At 68.7% G+C, this 17711-nt stretch carries 17 protein-coding genes; 5 read left to right on the top strand and 12 right to left on the bottom strand.

From position 1 onward, the window contains the following. Positions 1-2 precede the first annotated feature (2 nt). The 9 genes from trpS to glyA form a co-directional block, all read right to left on the bottom strand. The gene (trpS, locus tag CFN17_RS12350; protein ID WP_208747988.1) at positions 3-1109 is read right to left on the bottom strand and encodes a tryptophan--tRNA ligase; all 1107 of its coding nucleotides are present in this window, start codon (positions 1107-1109) and stop codon (positions 3-5) included. 17 nt (positions 1110-1126) lie between these two features. Beyond that, on the bottom strand, positions 1127-1960 hold the full coding sequence (locus CFN17_RS12345; RefSeq protein WP_208747987.1) for an exodeoxyribonuclease III: 834 nt from the start codon (positions 1958-1960) through the stop codon (positions 1127-1129). 10 nt (positions 1961-1970) lie between these two features. Continuing rightward, positions 1971-2537, bottom strand: coding sequence for a hypothetical protein (locus CFN17_RS12340; protein WP_208747986.1), 567 nt, complete (start codon positions 2535-2537; stop codon positions 1971-1973). A gap of 68 nt (positions 2538-2605) precedes the next feature. Continuing rightward, on the bottom strand, positions 2606-2962 hold the full coding sequence (locus tag CFN17_RS12335; RefSeq protein ID WP_208747985.1) for a VOC family protein: 357 nt from the start codon (positions 2960-2962) through the stop codon (positions 2606-2608). 25 nt (positions 2963-2987) lie between these two features. Next, the gene (locus CFN17_RS12330) at positions 2988-3836 is read right to left on the bottom strand and encodes an ABC transporter permease (RefSeq protein ID WP_208747984.1); all 849 of its coding nucleotides are present in this window, start codon (positions 3834-3836) and stop codon (positions 2988-2990) included. Continuing rightward, positions 3833-4654 carry an ABC transporter permease gene (locus tag CFN17_RS12325; protein WP_208747983.1) on the bottom strand — a complete coding sequence of 274 codons (822 nt, stop codon included), beginning with the start codon at positions 4652-4654 and terminating at the stop codon, positions 3833-3835. Before CFN17_RS12325 ends, CFN17_RS12330 begins: the two co-directional genes overlap by 4 nt. Then, entirely contained in the window at positions 4647-5594 is a 948-nt protein-coding gene (locus CFN17_RS12320; protein ID WP_208747982.1) for an ABC transporter ATP-binding protein, read from the bottom strand. The genes CFN17_RS12325 and CFN17_RS12320 overlap by 8 nt, the downstream gene beginning before the upstream one ends. 216 nt (positions 5595-5810) lie before the next feature. Beyond that, a complete protein-coding gene (locus tag CFN17_RS12315) occupies positions 5811-6734 on the bottom strand; it encodes a bifunctional methylenetetrahydrofolate dehydrogenase/methenyltetrahydrofolate cyclohydrolase (protein ID WP_208747981.1) in 924 nt (307 codons plus the stop codon). 3 nt (positions 6735-6737) lie between these two features. Beyond that, entirely contained in the window at positions 6738-8036 is a 1299-nt protein-coding gene (gene glyA, locus CFN17_RS12310; RefSeq protein ID WP_208747980.1) for a serine hydroxymethyltransferase, read from the bottom strand. A 312-nt stretch (positions 8037-8348) separates the two neighbouring features. Between glyA and purU the strand changes: the two genes are divergently transcribed. From purU to CFN17_RS12295, 3 genes are read left to right on the top strand one after another with little or no spacing between them, the layout of a single operon-like run. Further along, positions 8349-9209 (top strand): formyltetrahydrofolate deformylase, encoded by an 861-nt coding sequence (gene purU, locus CFN17_RS12305; protein WP_208747979.1) that lies wholly within the window; start codon positions 8349-8351, stop codon positions 9207-9209. Between the two features lie 45 nt (positions 9210-9254). Then, positions 9255-9710, top strand: a complete 456-nt coding sequence (locus tag CFN17_RS12300) for a class I SAM-dependent methyltransferase (RefSeq protein WP_208747978.1) — start codon at positions 9255-9257, stop codon at positions 9708-9710. Between the two features lie 21 nt (positions 9711-9731). Further along, positions 9732-10268 carry a gamma carbonic anhydrase family protein gene (locus CFN17_RS12295; RefSeq protein WP_208747977.1) on the top strand — a complete coding sequence of 179 codons (537 nt, stop codon included), beginning with the start codon at positions 9732-9734 and terminating at the stop codon, positions 10266-10268. 67 nt (positions 10269-10335) lie between these two features. Here CFN17_RS12295 and CFN17_RS12290 read toward each other — a convergent pair whose 3' ends face one another. Next, positions 10336-12063, bottom strand: a complete 1728-nt coding sequence (locus CFN17_RS12290) for an NAD(P)/FAD-dependent oxidoreductase (RefSeq protein WP_208747976.1) — start codon at positions 12061-12063, stop codon at positions 10336-10338. After that, complete coding sequence (locus CFN17_RS12285) at positions 12060-13595, bottom strand: amino acid permease (RefSeq protein ID WP_208747975.1); 1536 nt, start codon at positions 13593-13595, stop codon at positions 12060-12062. Before CFN17_RS12285 ends, CFN17_RS12290 begins: the two co-directional genes overlap by 4 nt. A gap of 111 nt (positions 13596-13706) precedes the next feature. Between CFN17_RS12285 and CFN17_RS12280 the strand changes: the two genes are divergently transcribed. Next, the gene (locus CFN17_RS12280) at positions 13707-15407 is read left to right on the top strand and encodes a PucR family transcriptional regulator (protein ID WP_208747974.1); all 1701 of its coding nucleotides are present in this window, start codon (positions 13707-13709) and stop codon (positions 15405-15407) included. Here the strand turns inward: CFN17_RS12280 and CFN17_RS12275 are convergent. Then, the gene (locus tag CFN17_RS12275; RefSeq protein WP_261792463.1) at positions 15386-16201 is read right to left on the bottom strand and encodes a nitrilase-related carbon-nitrogen hydrolase; all 816 of its coding nucleotides are present in this window, start codon (positions 16199-16201) and stop codon (positions 15386-15388) included. The two genes, CFN17_RS12280 and CFN17_RS12275, sit on opposite strands and share 22 nt — an antisense overlap. Positions 16202-16449: 248 nt before the next feature. Here CFN17_RS12275 and CFN17_RS12270 point away from each other — a divergent pair, with 248 nt between their 5' ends. Beyond that, positions 16450-17640, top strand: a complete 1191-nt coding sequence (locus tag CFN17_RS12270; protein ID WP_208747973.1) for an ROK family transcriptional regulator — start codon at positions 16450-16452, stop codon at positions 17638-17640. Positions 17641-17711: the final 71 nt, after the last annotated feature.

Genomic DNA, 17711 nt, shown 5'->3' with positions numbered 1-17711 from the left:
ACCTAGCGGACTCCCTGGGAGCCGGCGTACGGCAGGAAACCCACCTTGGCGTAGACCTCACGCAGGGTGGCCGAGGCGATCTCGCGGGCCTTGTCCGCGCCCAGGGCCAGCAGCCGGTCCAGCTCCGCCGGGTCATCCAGCAGTTCGTTGGCGCGGTTCCGGATGGGGGTCAGGTGCTCCGTGACCACTTCAGCGAGGTCCACCTTGAGGTGGCCGTACATCTTGCCCTCGTAGGCTGCGACCAGGGCGTCGACGCTTTGCCCGGTGATCGCCGAGTAGATGGTCAGCAGGTTGGACACGCCCGGCTTGGCCTCGCGGTCGAACCTGATTTCCGTCTCCGCGTCCGTCACAGCCGACTTGATCCGCTTGGCGGTGACCTTGGGGTCATCGAGCAGGTTGATCAGGCCTGCCGGGGATTCCGCCGACTTGGACATCTTGGCGGTGGGGTGCTGCAGATCGTAGATCTTCGCCGATTCCTTCTGAATGAAGGGCTGCGGCACGGTGAACGTCTGACCGAAGCGGGTGTTGAACCGCTGGGCGAGGTCACGGCTCAGTTCCACGTGCTGGCGCTGGTCCTCGCCCACGGGGACCCCGTGCGGCTGATAGAGCAGGATGTCCGCGGCCTGCAGGATGGGGTAGGTGAAGAGCCCGACGCTGGCCTGGTCCGAGCCCTGTTTCAGGGCCTTGTCCTTGAACTGGGTCATCCGGGACGCCTCGCCGAATCCCGTGATGCAGTTCAGCACCCATGCCAGCTGCGCGTGCTCGGGCACCTGGGACTGGACGAAAAGCGTGCACTTGTCCACGTCCACGCCACCGGCAATGTATTGTGCGGCGGTGACCCGGGTGCGGTGGGCGAGTTCGGCGGGGTCCTGCGGCACAGTGATGGCGTGCAGGTCGGGGATGAAGAAGACGGCGTCGTACTCGTCCTGCATCCGGACCCAGTTGACCAGGGCGCCGAGGTAGTTGCCCAGGTGCAGGGAGTCGGCGGAGGGCTGCATGCCGGAGAGGATGCGGTGCCGGGCGCCGGTCGCCGCCGGGGCTGCTTTGGCGGCGGCCGTCTGGGCGTCAGCGGCGGCGTCGGAGTCGGTCACGGTTGAAGTGGTGGTCATGCGTGGAAGCCTTAAAGCTAGAGCCGGTAGTCCACTACCAGCGGGGCGTGGTCGGAGAAGCGGGTGTCCCAGGACGATGCCCGGTCAACAACGGCTGACACTGCCGCGGCAGCGAGAGCGGGCGTGGCCATGTGGTAATCGATGCGCCAGCCGGTGTCGTTGTCGAAGGCCTGGCCCCTTTGCGACCACCAAGTGTAGGGGCCGTCGACGCTACCCGCCAGGCCCCTGTGAACATCCTTCCAGCCGATTTCCTCGCCGAAGAAGCGGTCAAAATAGGCCCGTTCCTCCGGCAGGAAGCCGGCACGTTTGACGTTGCCCTTCCAGTTCTTGATGTCCAGCTCGGTGTGGCCGACGTTGAGGTCGCCCACCACCAGAGCGTGGTCGCTGTGCTTGGCCAGTTCAGGCAGCCGCTTGATCATGACGTCGAGGAAACGGTACTTGTCGTCCTGCTTGGGCGTGCCGGCCTCGCCCGAGTGCACGTAGGCGCTCACGACGGTCAGCCGGGACGGCTGGCCGGCCGCGTCCCGCACGGTGTAGTCGGCCTCGACCCAGCGTCCGGTGGTGGCGAAGTAGTCATCGCCGATCCCCACCCGGGTGTCCAGCGGCTCTTCGCGGGAGGCGATGGCGACGCCGGCCCGGCCCTTGGCCTCGGCTTCGGCATGCAGGATGAACCATCCCTCACCGAGGAGCTCCGCGACGATCGCGTCGGGCGCCCGGACCTCCTGCAGGCAGAGAATGTCGACGTCGCGCGGCTCAAGCCATTCCGCCATGCCCTTCTTATAGGCGGCGCGCAGGCCGTTGACGTTGACTGTCGCGATGCGAAGGTGGTCCTTCTTCAATGCCGAGCTCACCCGATCCACTCTAGTCGATGATGGTTCCGCTGACGGGTTCGTCGCTGCCGCCGGAGGATTTGACCATGTCCCGGGCATTGGTGGCGGTGATCTCGATGGTCTCGAGGGCCCGGCGGATCGTCTCCTGGTCCGCGGCGTCGCCCTTGGCCCGCTCCTGTTCGATGACGCGGACCTGGACCTGGACGATCTTGAAGGAGTGGTCCAGCTTCATGTCGCGCACGCTTTCGCCCGAGCGGCCTTCGCTGACCACGCGGGTGCCGCCGTGGTCCACGCTGCTGGCCGTCGGTGCCCGCCCGGTGGCGGCGTTGAAGGCGTTCTGGGCCTCATCGAGCCGGGCCGCGGCCTTCCGGGCGGCCCTTTGGATGCTGAACACCACGAACGCGGCCAGGGCCAGCCAGGAGCCGGCGATGATCGCCACGATCCAGCCCACGACGTCGTTCTGGTTGGCCGCGAAGATCACGGCGACGGTGAACGCGATGATGAAGACCAGCATCCCCGGCCCGCTGATGCGGAACGTGGAGAACCGGCTGGTGGCCGAGCTGGCGTTGGACGTGGAGGAGCTACCCAGAGATTGCATGAGCCCATTATCGCAAACGGGGCCGGCCGCCCGGGGCGCTTCCACCCCGGGCGAACGTCGGGACAGGCTTACGAGCGCACGAGGCAGAACGGGTGGCCGCTGGGGTCGGTGTAAACCCGGAAGGACGTTCCGCCGCCGGGCTGGGGTGTGGCGCCGAGTTTCAGGACCTCGGCTTCGCCCGCCTCGAGGTCCCCCACCGTGACGTCCACGTGCATCTGCTGCGGGTGCTCGGCGTCGGGCCACTGCGGCCTGACCAGCCGTTCCACGCGCTGGAAGGCGACGGCGGGACGGTCGGCGGCGTCGCCGATCGAAATCCAGTCCGCGTCCTCCTGCACCCGGATCATGCCCAGCAGCTCCTGGTAAAAGCCCGCCAGCGCGTCCGGGTCCTCGCAGTCGATCACGAGTGCGTGCCATTTGCCGATCATCGAATCTCCTTAGGGGCCAGCCGGACTATTTGAGGAACAGCTTGCGCAGGCGGCTCGTGGTCAGCAGGACGCCGACGGCAATCATGACGAGGTAGTAGCCGATATGCACGGCCGTCGCCGGGGTGAACACGCCCACGCTGATCTGCCGCAGCAGCTCCACGCCGTGCCACAGCGGCATGGCCTGGATGAACCACTGGATGTACTGCGGGTAGACGCTCAGCGGGTAGAACGTGGCGCTGAAGAGGAACATCGGCAGCATCACGAAGTTGATCCAGTCCATCTGCTGGAACGTCTTCATGTAGCTGGTGATCCCCATCCCGAAGCTCGCGAAGCCGAAGGCGATGAGCACCGAGGCCGGGATCATCAGGACGGCCCACGGCGTGGTGATCAGGCCCATCACCGCCATCACGGCCGTGAAGCCGGTGGCGTACATGAAGCCGCGCAGCAGGGCCAGGAAGATCTCGCCCATCGCCACGTCCAGCGGCCCCAGCGAGGTGTAGAGCATTCCCTGGTACAGCTTGGCGAAGTTCATCTTGAAGAAGACGTTCCAGGTGGAGTCGTAGACGGCGCCGTTCATGGCGGACACCGCCAGCAGGGCCGGCGCGATGTACGCCGCGTAACTGATCGCCTGGCCGCCCGGGCCCTGGACGGTTCCCACGATCGCGCCCAGGCCCACGCCCATGGAGATCAGGTACAGGACAGGTTCGAAGAACCCGGAGACCATGACCATCCAGTTGCTGCTCTTGGTCGCCATCAGGCCGCGGGCGACGACGGCGCGGACGTTGCGGGAGTAGATGGGCCCGAAGCGCCGCCGGCGGGCGGCGTCGGCGACGCTGTGGTCCCCAGCGCTGAAGTTTCCGGTGAGCACGCTCATGAGGCCATCCTTTGGGCGAACCGGCGCTTGGTCAGGATCCAGCCGGCGGCCGCGAGGCCCAGGAGGAAGAGGAGGTGGACGATCGTGAGCCACGGTTCTTCCTCGTAGCCGTAGCTGACGACGCGGCCCAGTTCCGTTCCGTGCCAGATCGGTGAAATCCAGCCGATCCAGCGCACGCCGAGCGGCAGGGTGTCCAGCGGAAAGAACGTGCCGGAGAAGAGGAACAGCGGCATGACGATGAACCGCATGACCATGGCGAACTGGCCGCGGTCGTCCTTGATGGTGGCCGCGTAGGCCATGAGCGGCAGGCCGAAGGACAGGCCCGCGAGGGTGGCGATGAGGATCGACACCCAGGCCCAGGCGCCGGGGGCGGCCCCGAACAGTGCGACGACGGCGAAGTAGATGGCGGACTGGACCAGGAAGCGCACGGTGACGGCGATGATCTGGCCGCCGGCGATCTGCTCCGGGGTCAGCGGCGAGGCGTGGGGGCCGTAGTAGACGCGCCGCCATTTGAAGCCGTCCATGACCGGGAACGTGAACTCGTTGGCGGCGGTCATGACGGCGGCCGAGATCAGCAGGGCCGGCGCGATGAACGTCAGGTAGCTGACGCCGCCGAAGGCACCGGCGCCGTTGGCCTCAACCAGGGTGGCCAGGCCGACGCCCATCGCGAAGAGGTAGGCCACGGGCTGTCCCACGCCGTACATGACAATGGTCCAGCCGTAGCCCTTCATGACCCGCAGGACCTGCTCCGCGTAGTAGAACGCGCCCCAGCGGCGGGCGCGGGCGGCGGAAACCGCCGGCGGATGCGCGCTAGTCAACGAGGCTCCTGCCGGTCAGGCGCAGGAAGACGTCTTCGAGCGAGGAGCGGCGGACCAGCGAGGTGAGCGGGCGCAGGCCCCGGGCGGTGACCTGCTCCAGGGCGGCTTCGCCGTCGTGGGCGTAGATGAGCACCCGGTCCGGCAGGGTTTCCAGGCGTTCGCCGATGCCCTCGAGCTCGGCGCCGACACTGGCGTTGCGTTCCGAGCCGAAACGCAGTTCGAGGACCTCGCGGGTGGAGTAGTCGCGGATCAGGCTGGCCGGTGACCCTTCGGCCATGATCCTGCCCTTGTCCACCACGATCAGGCGGTCGCACAGCTGCTCGGCCTCATCCATGTAGTGGGTGGTGAGGATCAGGGTGACGCCCTGCTCCTTGAGCCGGAACAGCCGGTCCCAGAGGATGTGCCGGGCCTGCGGGTCCAGGCCCGTTGTCGGCTCGTCCAGCAGCAGGATCCGGGGTTCGTTGATGAGGGAGCGGGCGATCGTCAGGCGGCGCTTCATGCCGCCGGACAGGGCGTCCACCTTGGATTTTGCCTTGTCCGTGAGCTGGGCGAACTCCAGCAGCTCGTCGGCCTTGGGCCTGAGGTAGCTCATGGGCAGGCCGAAGTAGCGGCCGTACACCAGCAGGTTGTCCCGGACCTTGAGTTCCTCGTCCAGGTTGTCCTGCTGCGGCACGACGCCGAGGTGGGCGCGCACTTCCGGCCCGTGCTGTTCGGGATCCAGGCCCATGATGGTCAGATTCCCGGAGGTGCGCTGGGAGACCCCGCCTATCATCTTCATCGTGGTGGATTTGCCCGCGCCGTTGGGCCCGAGCAGGCCGAAGGCTTCCCCGGCGGGCACGCGGAAGGAGATGCCGTCGACGGCGGTGACGTCGCCGTAACGCTTGGTGAGGTTTTCGGCGGTGATGACGTACTGCGGAGCGGCGTCAGACGGGCTGCTCACTGCTGATTCTTTCGAGACAAGTTCGGACACCCGCACCACGGTAGTGCACGTCCGCAAACTATGAAAGAGTCTTTTCGTAAAAACTCCGGATGTATTCGATCCGTTATGTCTTTAACGACACAGGGCACCTGCTTCGCGGGAAGCAGGTGCCCTGTCATCGGCCCGGATCCTGGGCGGTCCCTAGTGGTACTTCTCAGCTCAGCGGCTTTTCTCTGCTTAGCGGCCTTTCCCTGCTGACTGGCGTTCTGCGGTTTCCACCACATTGGCCAGCAGCATGGCGCGGGTCATGGGGCCCACTCCCCCGGGGTTCGGCGAAATCCAGGCGGCGACCTCTGCCGCCGCGGGCTCCACGTCTCCGGTGACCACGGCTTTTCCGGTGCCGTCATCGACCCGGCTGACGCCGACGTCGAGCACGATCGCCCCGGGCTTGAGGTCCCTGGCCTTGATCATGTGCGGCTGTCCGGCCGCGGCGATCACGACGTCGGCCTGCCGGAGTTCGGCCGGCAGGTCCGCCGTTCCCGTGTGGGCCAGGGTGACGGTGGCGTTGACGTCCTTGCGGGTCAGCAGCAGCCCGACGGGGCGGCCGATGGTGACGCCGCGGCCCACCACGAGGACGCGCTTGCCGTTGAGGTCGATGCCGTGCCGGCTCAGCAGCTCCACGCAGCCCTTGGGTGTGCACGGCAGCGGGGACCGCATGGGCCCGCCGACGTTGGCCACAAGCCGGCCCAGGTTCATCGGGTGCAGGCCGTCGGCGTCCTTCTCAGGATCCATGGCCTCCAGGATGACGTCCTGGTCGATGTGCTTGGGCAACGGCAGCTGGACGATGTAGCCGGTGCAGGCCGGGTTGTCGTTGAGCTCGCGGACCACGGCCAGGAGTTCGTCCTGGGTGGTTTCCTCGGGCAGGTCGCGGCGGATGGACGTGATGCCGACCTCGGCGCAGTCCTTGTGCTTGCCGGCCACGTACCAGGTGCTGCCGGGGTCGGAGCCCACCAGGATGGTTCCGAGTCCGGGGGTGATGCCCTTGGCCTTGAGTGCGGCCACGCGTCCGGTCAGCTCGGCCTTGATGGCGGCGGCGGTGGCCTTGCCGTCAAGAACCTGAGCGGTCGTCTTAGCAGATCGTGCTGTCTCAGTGGAAGTCATGGGCTACCACTGCTCGTGCTGCGGGTACAGCGGGAAGTCGGCGGCGAGCTTGTCCACGCGGGCCTGCAGGGACTCGACGTCGGTGGACGCGCCGGCCTTCAGGGCGGTGGCGATGATGTCCGCGACCTCGGTGAATTCCTCGGCGCCGAAGCCGCGGGTGGCCAGGGCCGGGGTGCCGATGCGCAGGCCGGAGGTGACCATTGGCGGGCGGGGGTCGAACGGCACGGCGTTGCGGTTGACGGTGATGCCCACGGAGTGCAGGAGGTCCTCTGCCTGCTGGCCGTCCAGCTGGGAGTTGCGCAGGTCCACCAGGACCAGGTGCACGTCGGTGCCGCCGGTGAGGACCGAGACGCCGGCCTCGGCGACGTCGGCCTGGCCGAGGCGTTCGGCGATGATCTTGGCGCCTTCAAGGACGCGCTCCTGGCGCTCCTTGAATTCCTCGGTGCCGGCGATCTTGAAGGCCACGGCCTTCGCGGCGATCACGTGCATGAGCGGGCCGCCTTGCTGGCCGGGGAACACGGCGGAGTTCAGCTTCTTGGCCCATTCCTCCTTGGCCAGGATGACGCCGGAGCGCGGGCCGGCGAGCGTCTTGTGCACGGTGGAGGTCACGACGTCGGAGTGCGGGACCGGGCTCGGGTGCAGTCCGGCGGCCACGAGGCCGGCGAAGTGCGCCATGTCGGTCCAGAGCAGGGCGCCGACTTCGTCGGCGATCGAGCGGAACGCGGCGAAGTCGAGGTGCCGGGGGTAGGCGGACCAGCCGGCGATGATGACCTGGGGCTTTTCGGCGATGGCCTGCTCGCGCAGCTTGTCCATGTCGATCCGGAAGGTGTCTTCCTCGACCTGGTAGGCGGCGACGTCGTAGAGCTTGCCGGAGAAGTTCAGCTTCATGCCGTGGGTGAGGTGGCCGCCGTGGGCCAGGGACAGGCCCAGGATCTTGTCGCCGGGGGTGATCATGGCGTGGAGCGCGGCGGCGTTGGCCTGCGCGCCGGAGTGCGGCTGGACGTTGGCATACCCAGCGCCGAAGAGAGCCTTGACACGGTCGATCGCGAGCTGCTCGGCGACGTCGACGTATTCGCAGCCGCCGTAGTAACGGCGTCCCGGGTAGCCCTCGGCGTACTTGTTGGTCAGGACGGAGCCCTGTGCTTCCATGACGGCGCGCGGGGCGAAGTTTTCGGAGGCGATCATCTCCAGGGTGCCGCGCTGGCGGCCAAGTTCCTGGTCCAGGACGGCGGCGATTTCAGGGTCGAGTTCGGCCAGCGGCTGGTTGCTCACGGCAGCTGAGGTAGCGGTGGTAGTAGTCACGAGGAACTCCTGGTAGGCAGCGGGTACGGCTATTGGTCAGGCTACCGGCTCGCCCGTTGCGCCGTCCTTTGATTACGGGCCGCTTGAACGCGGTCCGCACCAGCGGCGGTTGGCACCCTGCGGGGCACCGGCAACGGCCCGGCAGCGGGGGTGCTGCCAACCGGTAAGACATGACCCTCGGCCCAGGCGTACGATCCGTGGTCTTCGTGAGTGCCGCTCCCTGATGGTTAGCCATCCAACGCCAGTTGCGACGGGTTAACAGTACCAAAACGCTTACAAAACCGCCGCTGAAGCGCAGGTAGGCTGTTCTTCGTGAATAACGAGTTCCTGACTGCTTCCTACATCCTGACCCTGTCCTGCCCTGACCGGCCCGGCATCGTGCACGCCGTCGCCGGCGCCCTGCTCGTGGCGGGCTGCAATATTACGGACTCCCAGCAGTACGGCAGCCACGGCACCGGCACGTTCTTCATGCGGGTGGAGGCAACGACGGCGGCGTCCCAGGCCGAGCTGCAGGCGGCGCTGGAGCCGGTGGCGCAGGCCTTCGGGATGCAGTGGAGCCTGAACCCGGCCGGCCGGAAGGTACGCACCCTGCTGATGGCCAGCACCTCGGCGCACTGCCTTAACGACCTCCTGTTCCTGCAGCGCTCCGGCACCCTGCCGATCGAGATCCCGGCGATCGTGTCCAACCACCGTGACCTCGAGGGCCTGGCGGAGTTCTACGGCATCCCGTTCCACCACATCCCCGTCACCCCGGACACCAAGGGCCAGGCCGAGGACGCCCTCCGCGCCCTGATGAAGGAACACGACGTCGAGCTCACCGTCCTGGCGCGGTACATGCAGATCCTCTCCGACGAGCTCTGCAACGACCTCACGGGCAAGGCCATCAACATCCACCACTCGTTCCTTCCCTCCTTCAAGGGTGCCAAGCCGTACCACCAGGCGCATGCCCGGGGCGTGAAGCTCATCGGCGCCACAGCGCACTACGTCACGGCGGCCCTGGACGAAGGGCCGATCATCGAACAGGAAGTCATCCGGGTGGACCACCGGCGCACCGCCGAGCAGTTCGTCCAGATGGGCCGCGACGTGGAGGGCCGGACCCTCGCCCAGGCCGTGCAGTGGCACGCCGAGCACCGCGTCCTGCTCGACGGAAACCGGACGGTTGTCTTTAACTGAAACCGGTCCTTATACCGGTGCCTGATTAGTGCTATGGCTAGTGCTATGGAAACCATCCGGAAAGACCGGCTCGAGTCGTTCGTGGCGCTGCTGAAGTCCGAGGGCCGGCACGCGGTGCTGGGTCTCGACTGCGGCGCGGGCGCCGACGGGCTGCACTTTGTGCAGTCGGGCATCCACTTCACCGGGGTCGACCTCTCCGAGGAAAACATCCACGCCGCACGGGCCCACGGTCTGGAGGCCAGCGTCGCGGGCCCGGCGTCGCTGCCGTTCGCCGATGCGGCGTTCTCTTCCGTCTGGGCGGTGGACGCCCTGGCGGGGCTGCCGCCGGAGCAGTGGGACGACGTCGTCCGGGAACTCGGGCGGGTGGCCGAATCCGGCGCGCCGATCGCCGTCGTCCTTCCCGCCGCCGGCCCCCGCAGCACCGGCGAGGGTGCCGGCGAGCGCATCGGCGACAGCGCGGGCACGGCGGAGGGCTTCACGGTCCTCCGCGCCCCGGACTGACCCGTGTCCTAGGCTGGAGGCATGGCTCCCCTATACCCTTTCGCCGGCGAGACCCCGGCCGTCCATGATTCCGCCTTCGTCGCGCCCACGGCGTCGGTGATCGGCAACGCCACCCTGGCCGCGGACTCGAGCGCCTTCTACGGCGTGTCCGTCCGCGCCGATACCGCCGCCATCTCCGTGGGTGCGGGCAGCAACCTGCAGGACAACGTGGTGCTGCACGCTGACCCCGGGTTCCCCTGCACCGTGGGGGCCGGGGTCAGCGTCGGCCACAGCGCCGTGGTGCACGGCTGCACCGTGGAGGACGACTGCCTGATCGGCATGAGCGCCACGATCCTCAACGGTGCCGTGATCGGGACGGGCTCGCTCGTGGCGGCCGGCGCGGTGGTGCTCGAGGGCACCGTCATCCCGCCGCGCTCGCTCGTTGCCGGCGTGCCGGCCAAGGTCCGGCGCGGGCTCAGCGACGAGGAGTTCGCGGGCGTCCGGCAGAACGCCGCGCACTACCGGGAACTGGCCCGCGCGCACATGAATATGCACCGGGACATGCACGCCGCCGGATAGCACGCACTCCCCGGCCGGCGCAGCCGGGGCGGGCTGCACTCCCCGGCCCGGCCGGCCGGGAGCGGCGTCAGTCCAGGGCGACCGGGCCCAGCTCGGGCAACAGTTCGCCCGGGCCCGGATTCCCCGCCGGGGTCCGGCCGCCGAGGTGGTTGACCACGCCCCAGACCGCGTTCAGGCCGGTGGTGACGGCCCCCTCGGCCCACCCGGCGGTGAACGAGACATCGTCACCGGCCAGGAAGATCCCGCGCTGCTCGGCGGGCAGGCCGTCCTGCTTGAAGTGCGTGAACAGCCGCTGCTGGTAACGGTAGTGCCCGGGCAAGTTGGCCTTGAAGGCTCCCATGAAGTTCGGGTCCGCCTCCCAGGAGACGGTGATCGGCTGGCCCACGATGTGGCTGGCGATGTCCACGCCGGGGTAGATCTGCTCGAGCGAGTGCAGCATGAGCTTCACCCGTTCCTCCGCGTCGAGGGCGAGCCACTTCAGGGCGTCGTCGTTCCAGGTGTAAGACAGCAGGATGACGGCGGGCTGGTCCGGGCCGTTGTCCAGCAGGTAGGTGGCCCGGTTCAGCCGGTCGGTCAGCGTCATCGACATCACCTCGCGGCCGGTGTCCGGGTCAATGTCCTTCCAGAACGGGCGGTCCACCATGACGAAGGTCTTGGAAGACTGCATGTAGTGCGAGCGTTCGATCGCCGTCCACAGCTCGGCCGGGAACAGGGATTCGTCCGTGTGGATCCGGGTGGACAGCAGCCAGGACTGGCACGTGGTCACCACGGCCGGATACGCGGACTCGCGGCCCCAGCGTTCCCGGATCCGGAAGTCGGCGTCGCCGTCGCGGGCAATCCGGTCCACGGCACCGCGCGGGGCACCCGCGTGCAGCGACGCCAGGGAGGTGCCGTCCGGCCAGTGCGCCATGCCCGACGGCGCGTGCTCCCACAGTGCCTCGGGGAGCCGCTGCGCGCCGCCGGCGATGAGCCGGTGCCGGTCATCGGCGTCGGTGTAGACGACGCGGAGGATTTCGAGAATGGAGTTGGGGAAGTCGGTGTCCCAGCCGCCGGTGCCGAACCCGACCTGGCCGAAGGCCTCGCGGTGGGCGAAGCCGGCCTCCTTGAAGGCGTCGCTGCCGGCGATGAAGCCGTAGAACGTCTGTTCGTCCAGCACCGGCAGCAGCGCGTTCCACAGTTCCTTGATCCGGGCCGTGTCCCGGGCGCGGATGGCCTCCTGCATCTCGGCGAACCGGGCGCCGTCGTTCACGGCCGCCTTCCACGCCTGGGCCACCTCGAGGAAAAACGGCGGCAGGTCCGCCGCGGTCTGCGCGTAGTGCTTCCGGCCCGCGAGTTCAATGACCGTGCTGGAGGTCGCCGAGGCCAGCGGATTGGGGAAGTCCTGGGTCTGGAGCCCGAGCAGGTCCACGTAGTGGTAGAAGGCTTTGCCGGAAACCGGGAAGCGCATGCCGCCCAGGTCCGCGACGACGCCCGGCGCGGACGGGAAGCTGGCGGTCCGCAGGCGCCCGCCGATCCTGTCGGCCTCATAGACCACCGGTTTCAGGCCCAGCTTCATGAGTTCGTAGGCGGTCACCAGCCCGGACAGGCCGGCGCCGACGACGGCGACTTCCGTCCCGTACAGTTCCGCCGGCACGGAGCCGAGGCCGTCGGGGTGGGCCAGGTAGTGGTCGTAGCTGAACGGGAAGTCCGGGTTCAGCATGGTGATGGGAGCCTGGGCGGAAGCCTGGGCTGAACCCGGCGCGGGGGCCTGGGTGGAGGCCGGTGCGTTGGCCGGCAGTTCGGTGGCGATGGTCATGAGATGTCTGCCTTCAGTTCCGGGGTTGTGGTGGTGGCGGGCTGGCGGGCTGATAGTTCACGGTATTCCTCGTGGCCCAGGGCGGCCACCCTGGAATTCTTCCGGCCGTAGCCGAAGTAGGCGGCGAGGCCCACGAGCATCCAGACACCGAAGACCGCCCAGGTCTCGGCGCCGAGGTTGGCCATGAGGTAGGCGCACATGAGGGCGCCCAGGATCGGGGTCAGCGGGAAGAGCGGGACGCGGAAACTCCGGGTGAGCTCCGGACGCGTCCGCCGCAGGTAGATGACGGCCACGTTGACCAGCGCGAAGGCGAAGAGAGTGCCGATGCTGGTGGCGTCCGCGAGGGCGCCGAGCGGCACGAGTCCGGCGGTCAGCGCGACGGCGGTGCCCACGATCAGGGTTCCGGCGACGGGCGTTCCGGTCCGGGCCGAGACCCGGCCGAAGACCTTCGGGACGAGCCCGTCGCGCGACATCGACAGCAGGATCCGGGTCTGCCCGTAGAGGACGGTCAGCACGATGCTGGCGATCGCGAGCACGGCCCCGACGGCGAACACCACGCCGACCCACGGCTGGCCGGTGATTTCCTCGAGGATCTTCACGAGGGCCGCTTCGGTGCCGTCGAACCAGCCCCAGGGGCGGGCGCCGATGGCGGCGACGGCGACAAGCACGTAGATGCTCGTGACGATCAGCATGGACAGCAGGATGGCCCGAGGGAGGTCCCTTTTCGGGTTTCGGGCTTCCTCGCCGGCCGTGGACGCGGCGTCGAAGCCGATGTAGGAGAAGAAGACCCGGGACGCCGCGGCCGAGACGCCGGCGGCGCCCATCGGCATGAGGGGTTCGAAGTGCCCGCCGTTGAACGCCGTGAAGGCCACGGCGCAAAAGAACAGCAGGATGCCGACCTTGACCAGGACAATCGCGGTATTGATCCAGGCGCTCTCCTTGGCGCCTCGGACCAGAAGCACCATGGCAAGGACCACGATCACGATCGCGGGCACGTTCAGCAGCCCACCGGCCCCCGGCGGCTGCGAAAGGGCGTCCGGCAACGCCAGGCCGGCGACCGCCAGCGCCTCATTGACGTACTGGCCCGCACCCACGGCGACGGCGGCCACGGAGACGGCGTACTCGAGCACCAGGCACCAGCCGCAGATCCACGCCATGCCCTCGCCCATGGTGGCGTAGGTGTAGGAGTAGCTGGACCCGGCGGCAGGCACCAGGCCGGCCATCTCCGCATAGGACACCGCGGAGAGCAGCGCGGCGAAGCCGGCGATGGCGAAGGAGATCCAGATGGCCGGCCCGGCGAGCGGCACCGATTCGCCCAGGATGACCAGGATCCCGGTGCCGAGCGTGGCGCCGACGCTGATCATGGTCAGCTGCAGCACGCCGAAGCTGCGGACCAGGCGCGTGCCGCCGTGTCCGGTTTCGGCCTCGCTGACCAGCTGCCCGATCGGCTTGCGGCGCAGGAGCTGGGCGGCGAGCCCGGGACGGCCGGCGGGAGCCGGCGGGTGTTCCCTGAGCAGAGTTGGCACAGTCATCGTCGACGTCCTTATCTTCAGTAGTGGTCGGATTCCCCTGACCACCCTAGGCTTGTGAGCCACCTCTCATGGTGGTGCAAAATGACCTGTAGGCTTCATCCATGAGACCAAATGCACCGGAGTCGGCGGCCCGGGCGGTCCGCTCGCAGGGAGCCGGCAGTGGCTGCTGAGGACGCCGAGCGGCTCGGCTTCGTCACGCTGGCACAGTTCCTCCGCCAGCTGCCGGCACTCGAGGTCCTGCACGACGCCGGCAACGGCGGCGACCGGCTGCGCTGGGTCGAGCCGAGCGAGCTGGATAACCCCACCCCCTACCTGCTCGACGGCGAATTCCTGCTCACGGCCGGCCTGCCGTTCGTGGCCGAAGGCGGCAGCGCGGAAGCCGTGGACGCCTACGTGCAGCGCCTGGTCGCGGCCCGGGTCGGCGCCCTCGGCTTTGGCTTGGAACCTTACTTCGACGCCGTGCCGGACACCGTGCTGCAGGCGTGCCGGCGGCACGGCCTGACCCTGGTTTCCATTCCGGGGAGCCTCCCGTTCGCCGCACTCGGGCTCGAGTTCTCCCGGCTCCTCGAGTCGGACAACGCCAGGACCTTCCGGCAACTGGCCGACACCAACCGGCAGCTCATGCGCGCCGTCCTGTCCGCACGCCCCGAACACGAACTCCTGGCGGCCCTGGCGCGGCGCGTCCCGGTCTGGGCCGTACTGGTCGGCGCCGACGGGCGGGTGCGCGCCCGCGGATCGGCCGCCCCGGCAGGCCCGGGCGCTTTTCCCGGTGCGGATTCCGCCGCCCTGCAGCCGCTGCTGGCGCGGCTGCTCAGCGGCAGCGGTCCCCGGGTGGAAACAGACTCGTTCGACGCCGCAGGCTCGGCGCTGGTCTTCGGGTACCCGCTGCGGAGCACCCGGGACGCCAACCTCGGCGCCCTCGTCCTGGGCACGGACGTCCCGCTGACCCCGGCGCAAAACAGCGTTGTCTCCACCGCCGTCGGGCTGCTGGAACTGCTGGTCCGGCAGCGCACCAGCGGCTCCCTGGCACCCAGCCAGCTGGCCACGGCGCTGCTGCTACACCCGGAAACCACGGCCTCCGGCACAGCACGGCACATCACCGGACTGAAGGACCTGCTGGCACAAAGCACCTCCTCCACCCGGTCCGCCCAGCTGCGCGTTGTCCAGGGCATCCGGCTGGACAACGACGGCGCGGGCGGCCAGGCCGGCGGCGGGCAGCGCCGCGCCGGCGAGGGGCAGGTCCGGGAGCTGCTGGAATGGCGCCGGCTGTTCGACACCAAACTCGTGGAGCTGACCGACTACGGCTTTGCCGCCGTTACCCGGTTAAAGGTCGACGACGCCCTGCTCGCCGAGGTGGAACGGCTCGGCTGGCGCCTCGTGGTTGGCAGCGGCACCGAATTCGAGAGCCTGCCGGAGGCCTATCAGCGCGCCTCCTCGCTGCGGAACCGGGTGTTGACCAGCCGCCGGAGCGTCCGGGCGGACGAGGTGACCTGGTCCGTGGCCGGCCTGCTGGGCACCGAAGCCGGTACCCTGCTGGCGACCCGGTTGCTGGCACCGGTCCTGGAGCTGGAACCGGAGCGCCGGGACGGCCTGCTGGGTGTCCTGCGCGCCTGGCTGGGCGAAAACGGCAGCTGGGACGCCACCGCGAAGACGACGGGACTGCACCGCAACAGCGTCCGCCGGCAGATCGGCATCGTCGCCGAGCTGCTGGGCCTGGACCTCAACCGGGCCCAGTCCCGCGCGGAACTGTGGATCGCGCTGCAGTACACGGACATCGGGCGCCAGGACGCTCAGACGCCCCAGGAACGGTAGAGCTCCGGGCGGCGGTCGCGCAGGTAGGCCACCGCCGCATCGGCGTCGTCCGCCCCGATAGCGTCAGTCCCGGGCCCCGCCCCGCCGAGTTCGGCGAACAGCAGTTCCGCACCGGGCCCGGCCTCGGCCAGGACCGAGCCGTCCGGGCCGGCGACGATGCTGCCGCCGTGGAAGTCGTATGCTTCCTCCACCCCGGTGTGGTTGGCGTAGGCCACCGTCAGCTGGTTCTCCAGCGCCCTGGCCCGGACCAGCACCTTCGGGACGGCGTCGAATCCGCCGGCCAGGGCCGTCGGCACCAACAGCAGTTCGGCGCCGCGCACGGCCGCGGCCCGCGCCGCCTCGGGAAACTCGATGTCGTAGCAAATGACCAGTGACGTTGTGATCCCGTGGAAATCCACGACGCCGGGAGCGGCCGCCGCCGGCGCGAACGCCGCGCGCTCGTCGGGGCCGAACAGGTGCACTTTCGCGTAGCTGAGCAGCTCATCCCCGGATTCGTCCAGCAGGGTTGCGGTGATGTGCCACTCCCCTGCGGGCGTCACGGCGGGCAGGCTGTAGACCAGGGCAATGCCGTGGCGCCGGGCGATGCCCGCCAGCTGCTCCCGGAGCGCGGGCAGCGCGCCGGGGTCCAGGTCTGCCCGCAGCCGGCGCGGCGCGTAGCCCACCGGAAAGAGCTCCGGGGTGAGCAGCAGCCGGGCGCCCGCGGCGGACGCCGCCCGCGCCGCGCCCTCGACCGCCGCGCAGTTCGCCGTTATGTCCAGCACGGCCGAGTTCGCCTGCATCAGGGCCAGCAGCACCTTTACCACCTCAAGATTTTCCGGACGCCTCCGCAGGTTCGCTGCGGACTCTCGTGCTTCAGCGTAGCCCCGGCCCGGCCCGCCCGGTTTGGTGCATTTCCGCCCGGACGGGCCGCCGGCAGGGCGGAACGTCCCCGCGGCGGAAAACGGACAGGCAGACCGCCCGTCGCGGGTCCGGAATTCCACGGGGCCGTTATCAATGCGTTAACTTCTTGACTACAAGCCGCGGATGCGTCACGCTTCATAGCATGCCCTCACCAACGCGCTCAACGAGGAGCCGAACCAAGAACCCGGGCTCGCAGTCCGCACTCCGGCATCTGAACCAGCAGCGGATCATCGAATGCCTCCTCGCCGGTCCTTCCACCCAGGCCGAACTGGCCCGCCAGACCGGACTTTCCACCGCCACGGTCTCCAACATCGTCAAGATCATGCAGGACGCCGGGCTGGCCTCCACCGAACCGATCACCAGCTCCGGCCGGCGGGCACTGAACGTCCGGCTCAACAGCAACGGGGCCGTCGCCGTCGGCATCGACTTTGGCCGGCGCCACCTGCGCGTGGTGCTGGCCTCGCTCAGTTACCACGTGATCGCCGAGGAATCCGTACTGCTCCCCCTCGGCCACCACGCCGAGGAAGGCATCCAGGCCGCCGTCGGCGTGCTGGACCGCTTGCTCGCCGACAGCGCCGTGGAGCGCAGCGCCCTGGTGGGCGCCGGCGTCGGAATTCCCGGCCCCATCGACCGGCGCACCGGCACCGTGGCGCAGGGCGCGATCCTGCCCGAATGGGTCGGCATCAACATCCTCAAACGCCTCGAAGAAGCCCTGAATCTCCCCGTTTTCGTGGACAACGACGCCAACCTGGGCGCCCTCTCCGAGGTCACGTGGGGACCGCACAGCGGCGTCAGCAACCTCATGTTCCTCAAGATCGGCTCCGGCATCGGCGCGGGGCTGATCCTCAACGGAGCCCCCTACTACGGCAACGTCGGCATCACCGGTGAAATCGGCCACGCCACCATCCACGAGCACGGCCTGATCTGCCGCTGCGGAAACCGCGGCTGCCTGGAAACCATCGCCTCCACCACCACCATGATCGAGCTCCTGAGCCGCGGCGAGGACAAGCCGCTCACCCCCGGGGACATTGTCCGCAAGGCGCTGGAACGGGACTCCGCGACGCTCCGGGTGGTGGACGACGCCGGCCTCGCCGTCGGCCGCGCCCTGGGCAATGTAGCCAACCTGATCAACCCGGAGGTCATCGTGGTCGGCGGACCGCTGGCAGGGCTCGGCGAGCTGCTCCTGGACCCGATCCGGCGGGGCCTGATCCGCCACGCCGTGCCCGTGATTGGCGAGACAACCACCCTCACCATGTCCTCGCTCGGCGACCGCGCCGAGGCCCTCGGAGCCACGGCGCTGGTCTTCCAGCACGCCGGAATCCGGCGGAACTGACCATTCGTTATCGGGCCGTTGCGTTAAAGACTTGACGACAAGGGCTGTGATCCAGTTTACTTTTCCATCAG

This window comes from Arthrobacter sp. PM3 (genome assembly GCF_003352915.1).
In the GTDB taxonomy this organism is placed as follows: domain Bacteria; phylum Actinomycetota; class Actinomycetes; order Actinomycetales; family Micrococcaceae; genus Arthrobacter.
This window is presented reverse-complemented; position numbering and strand designations above follow the sequence as displayed.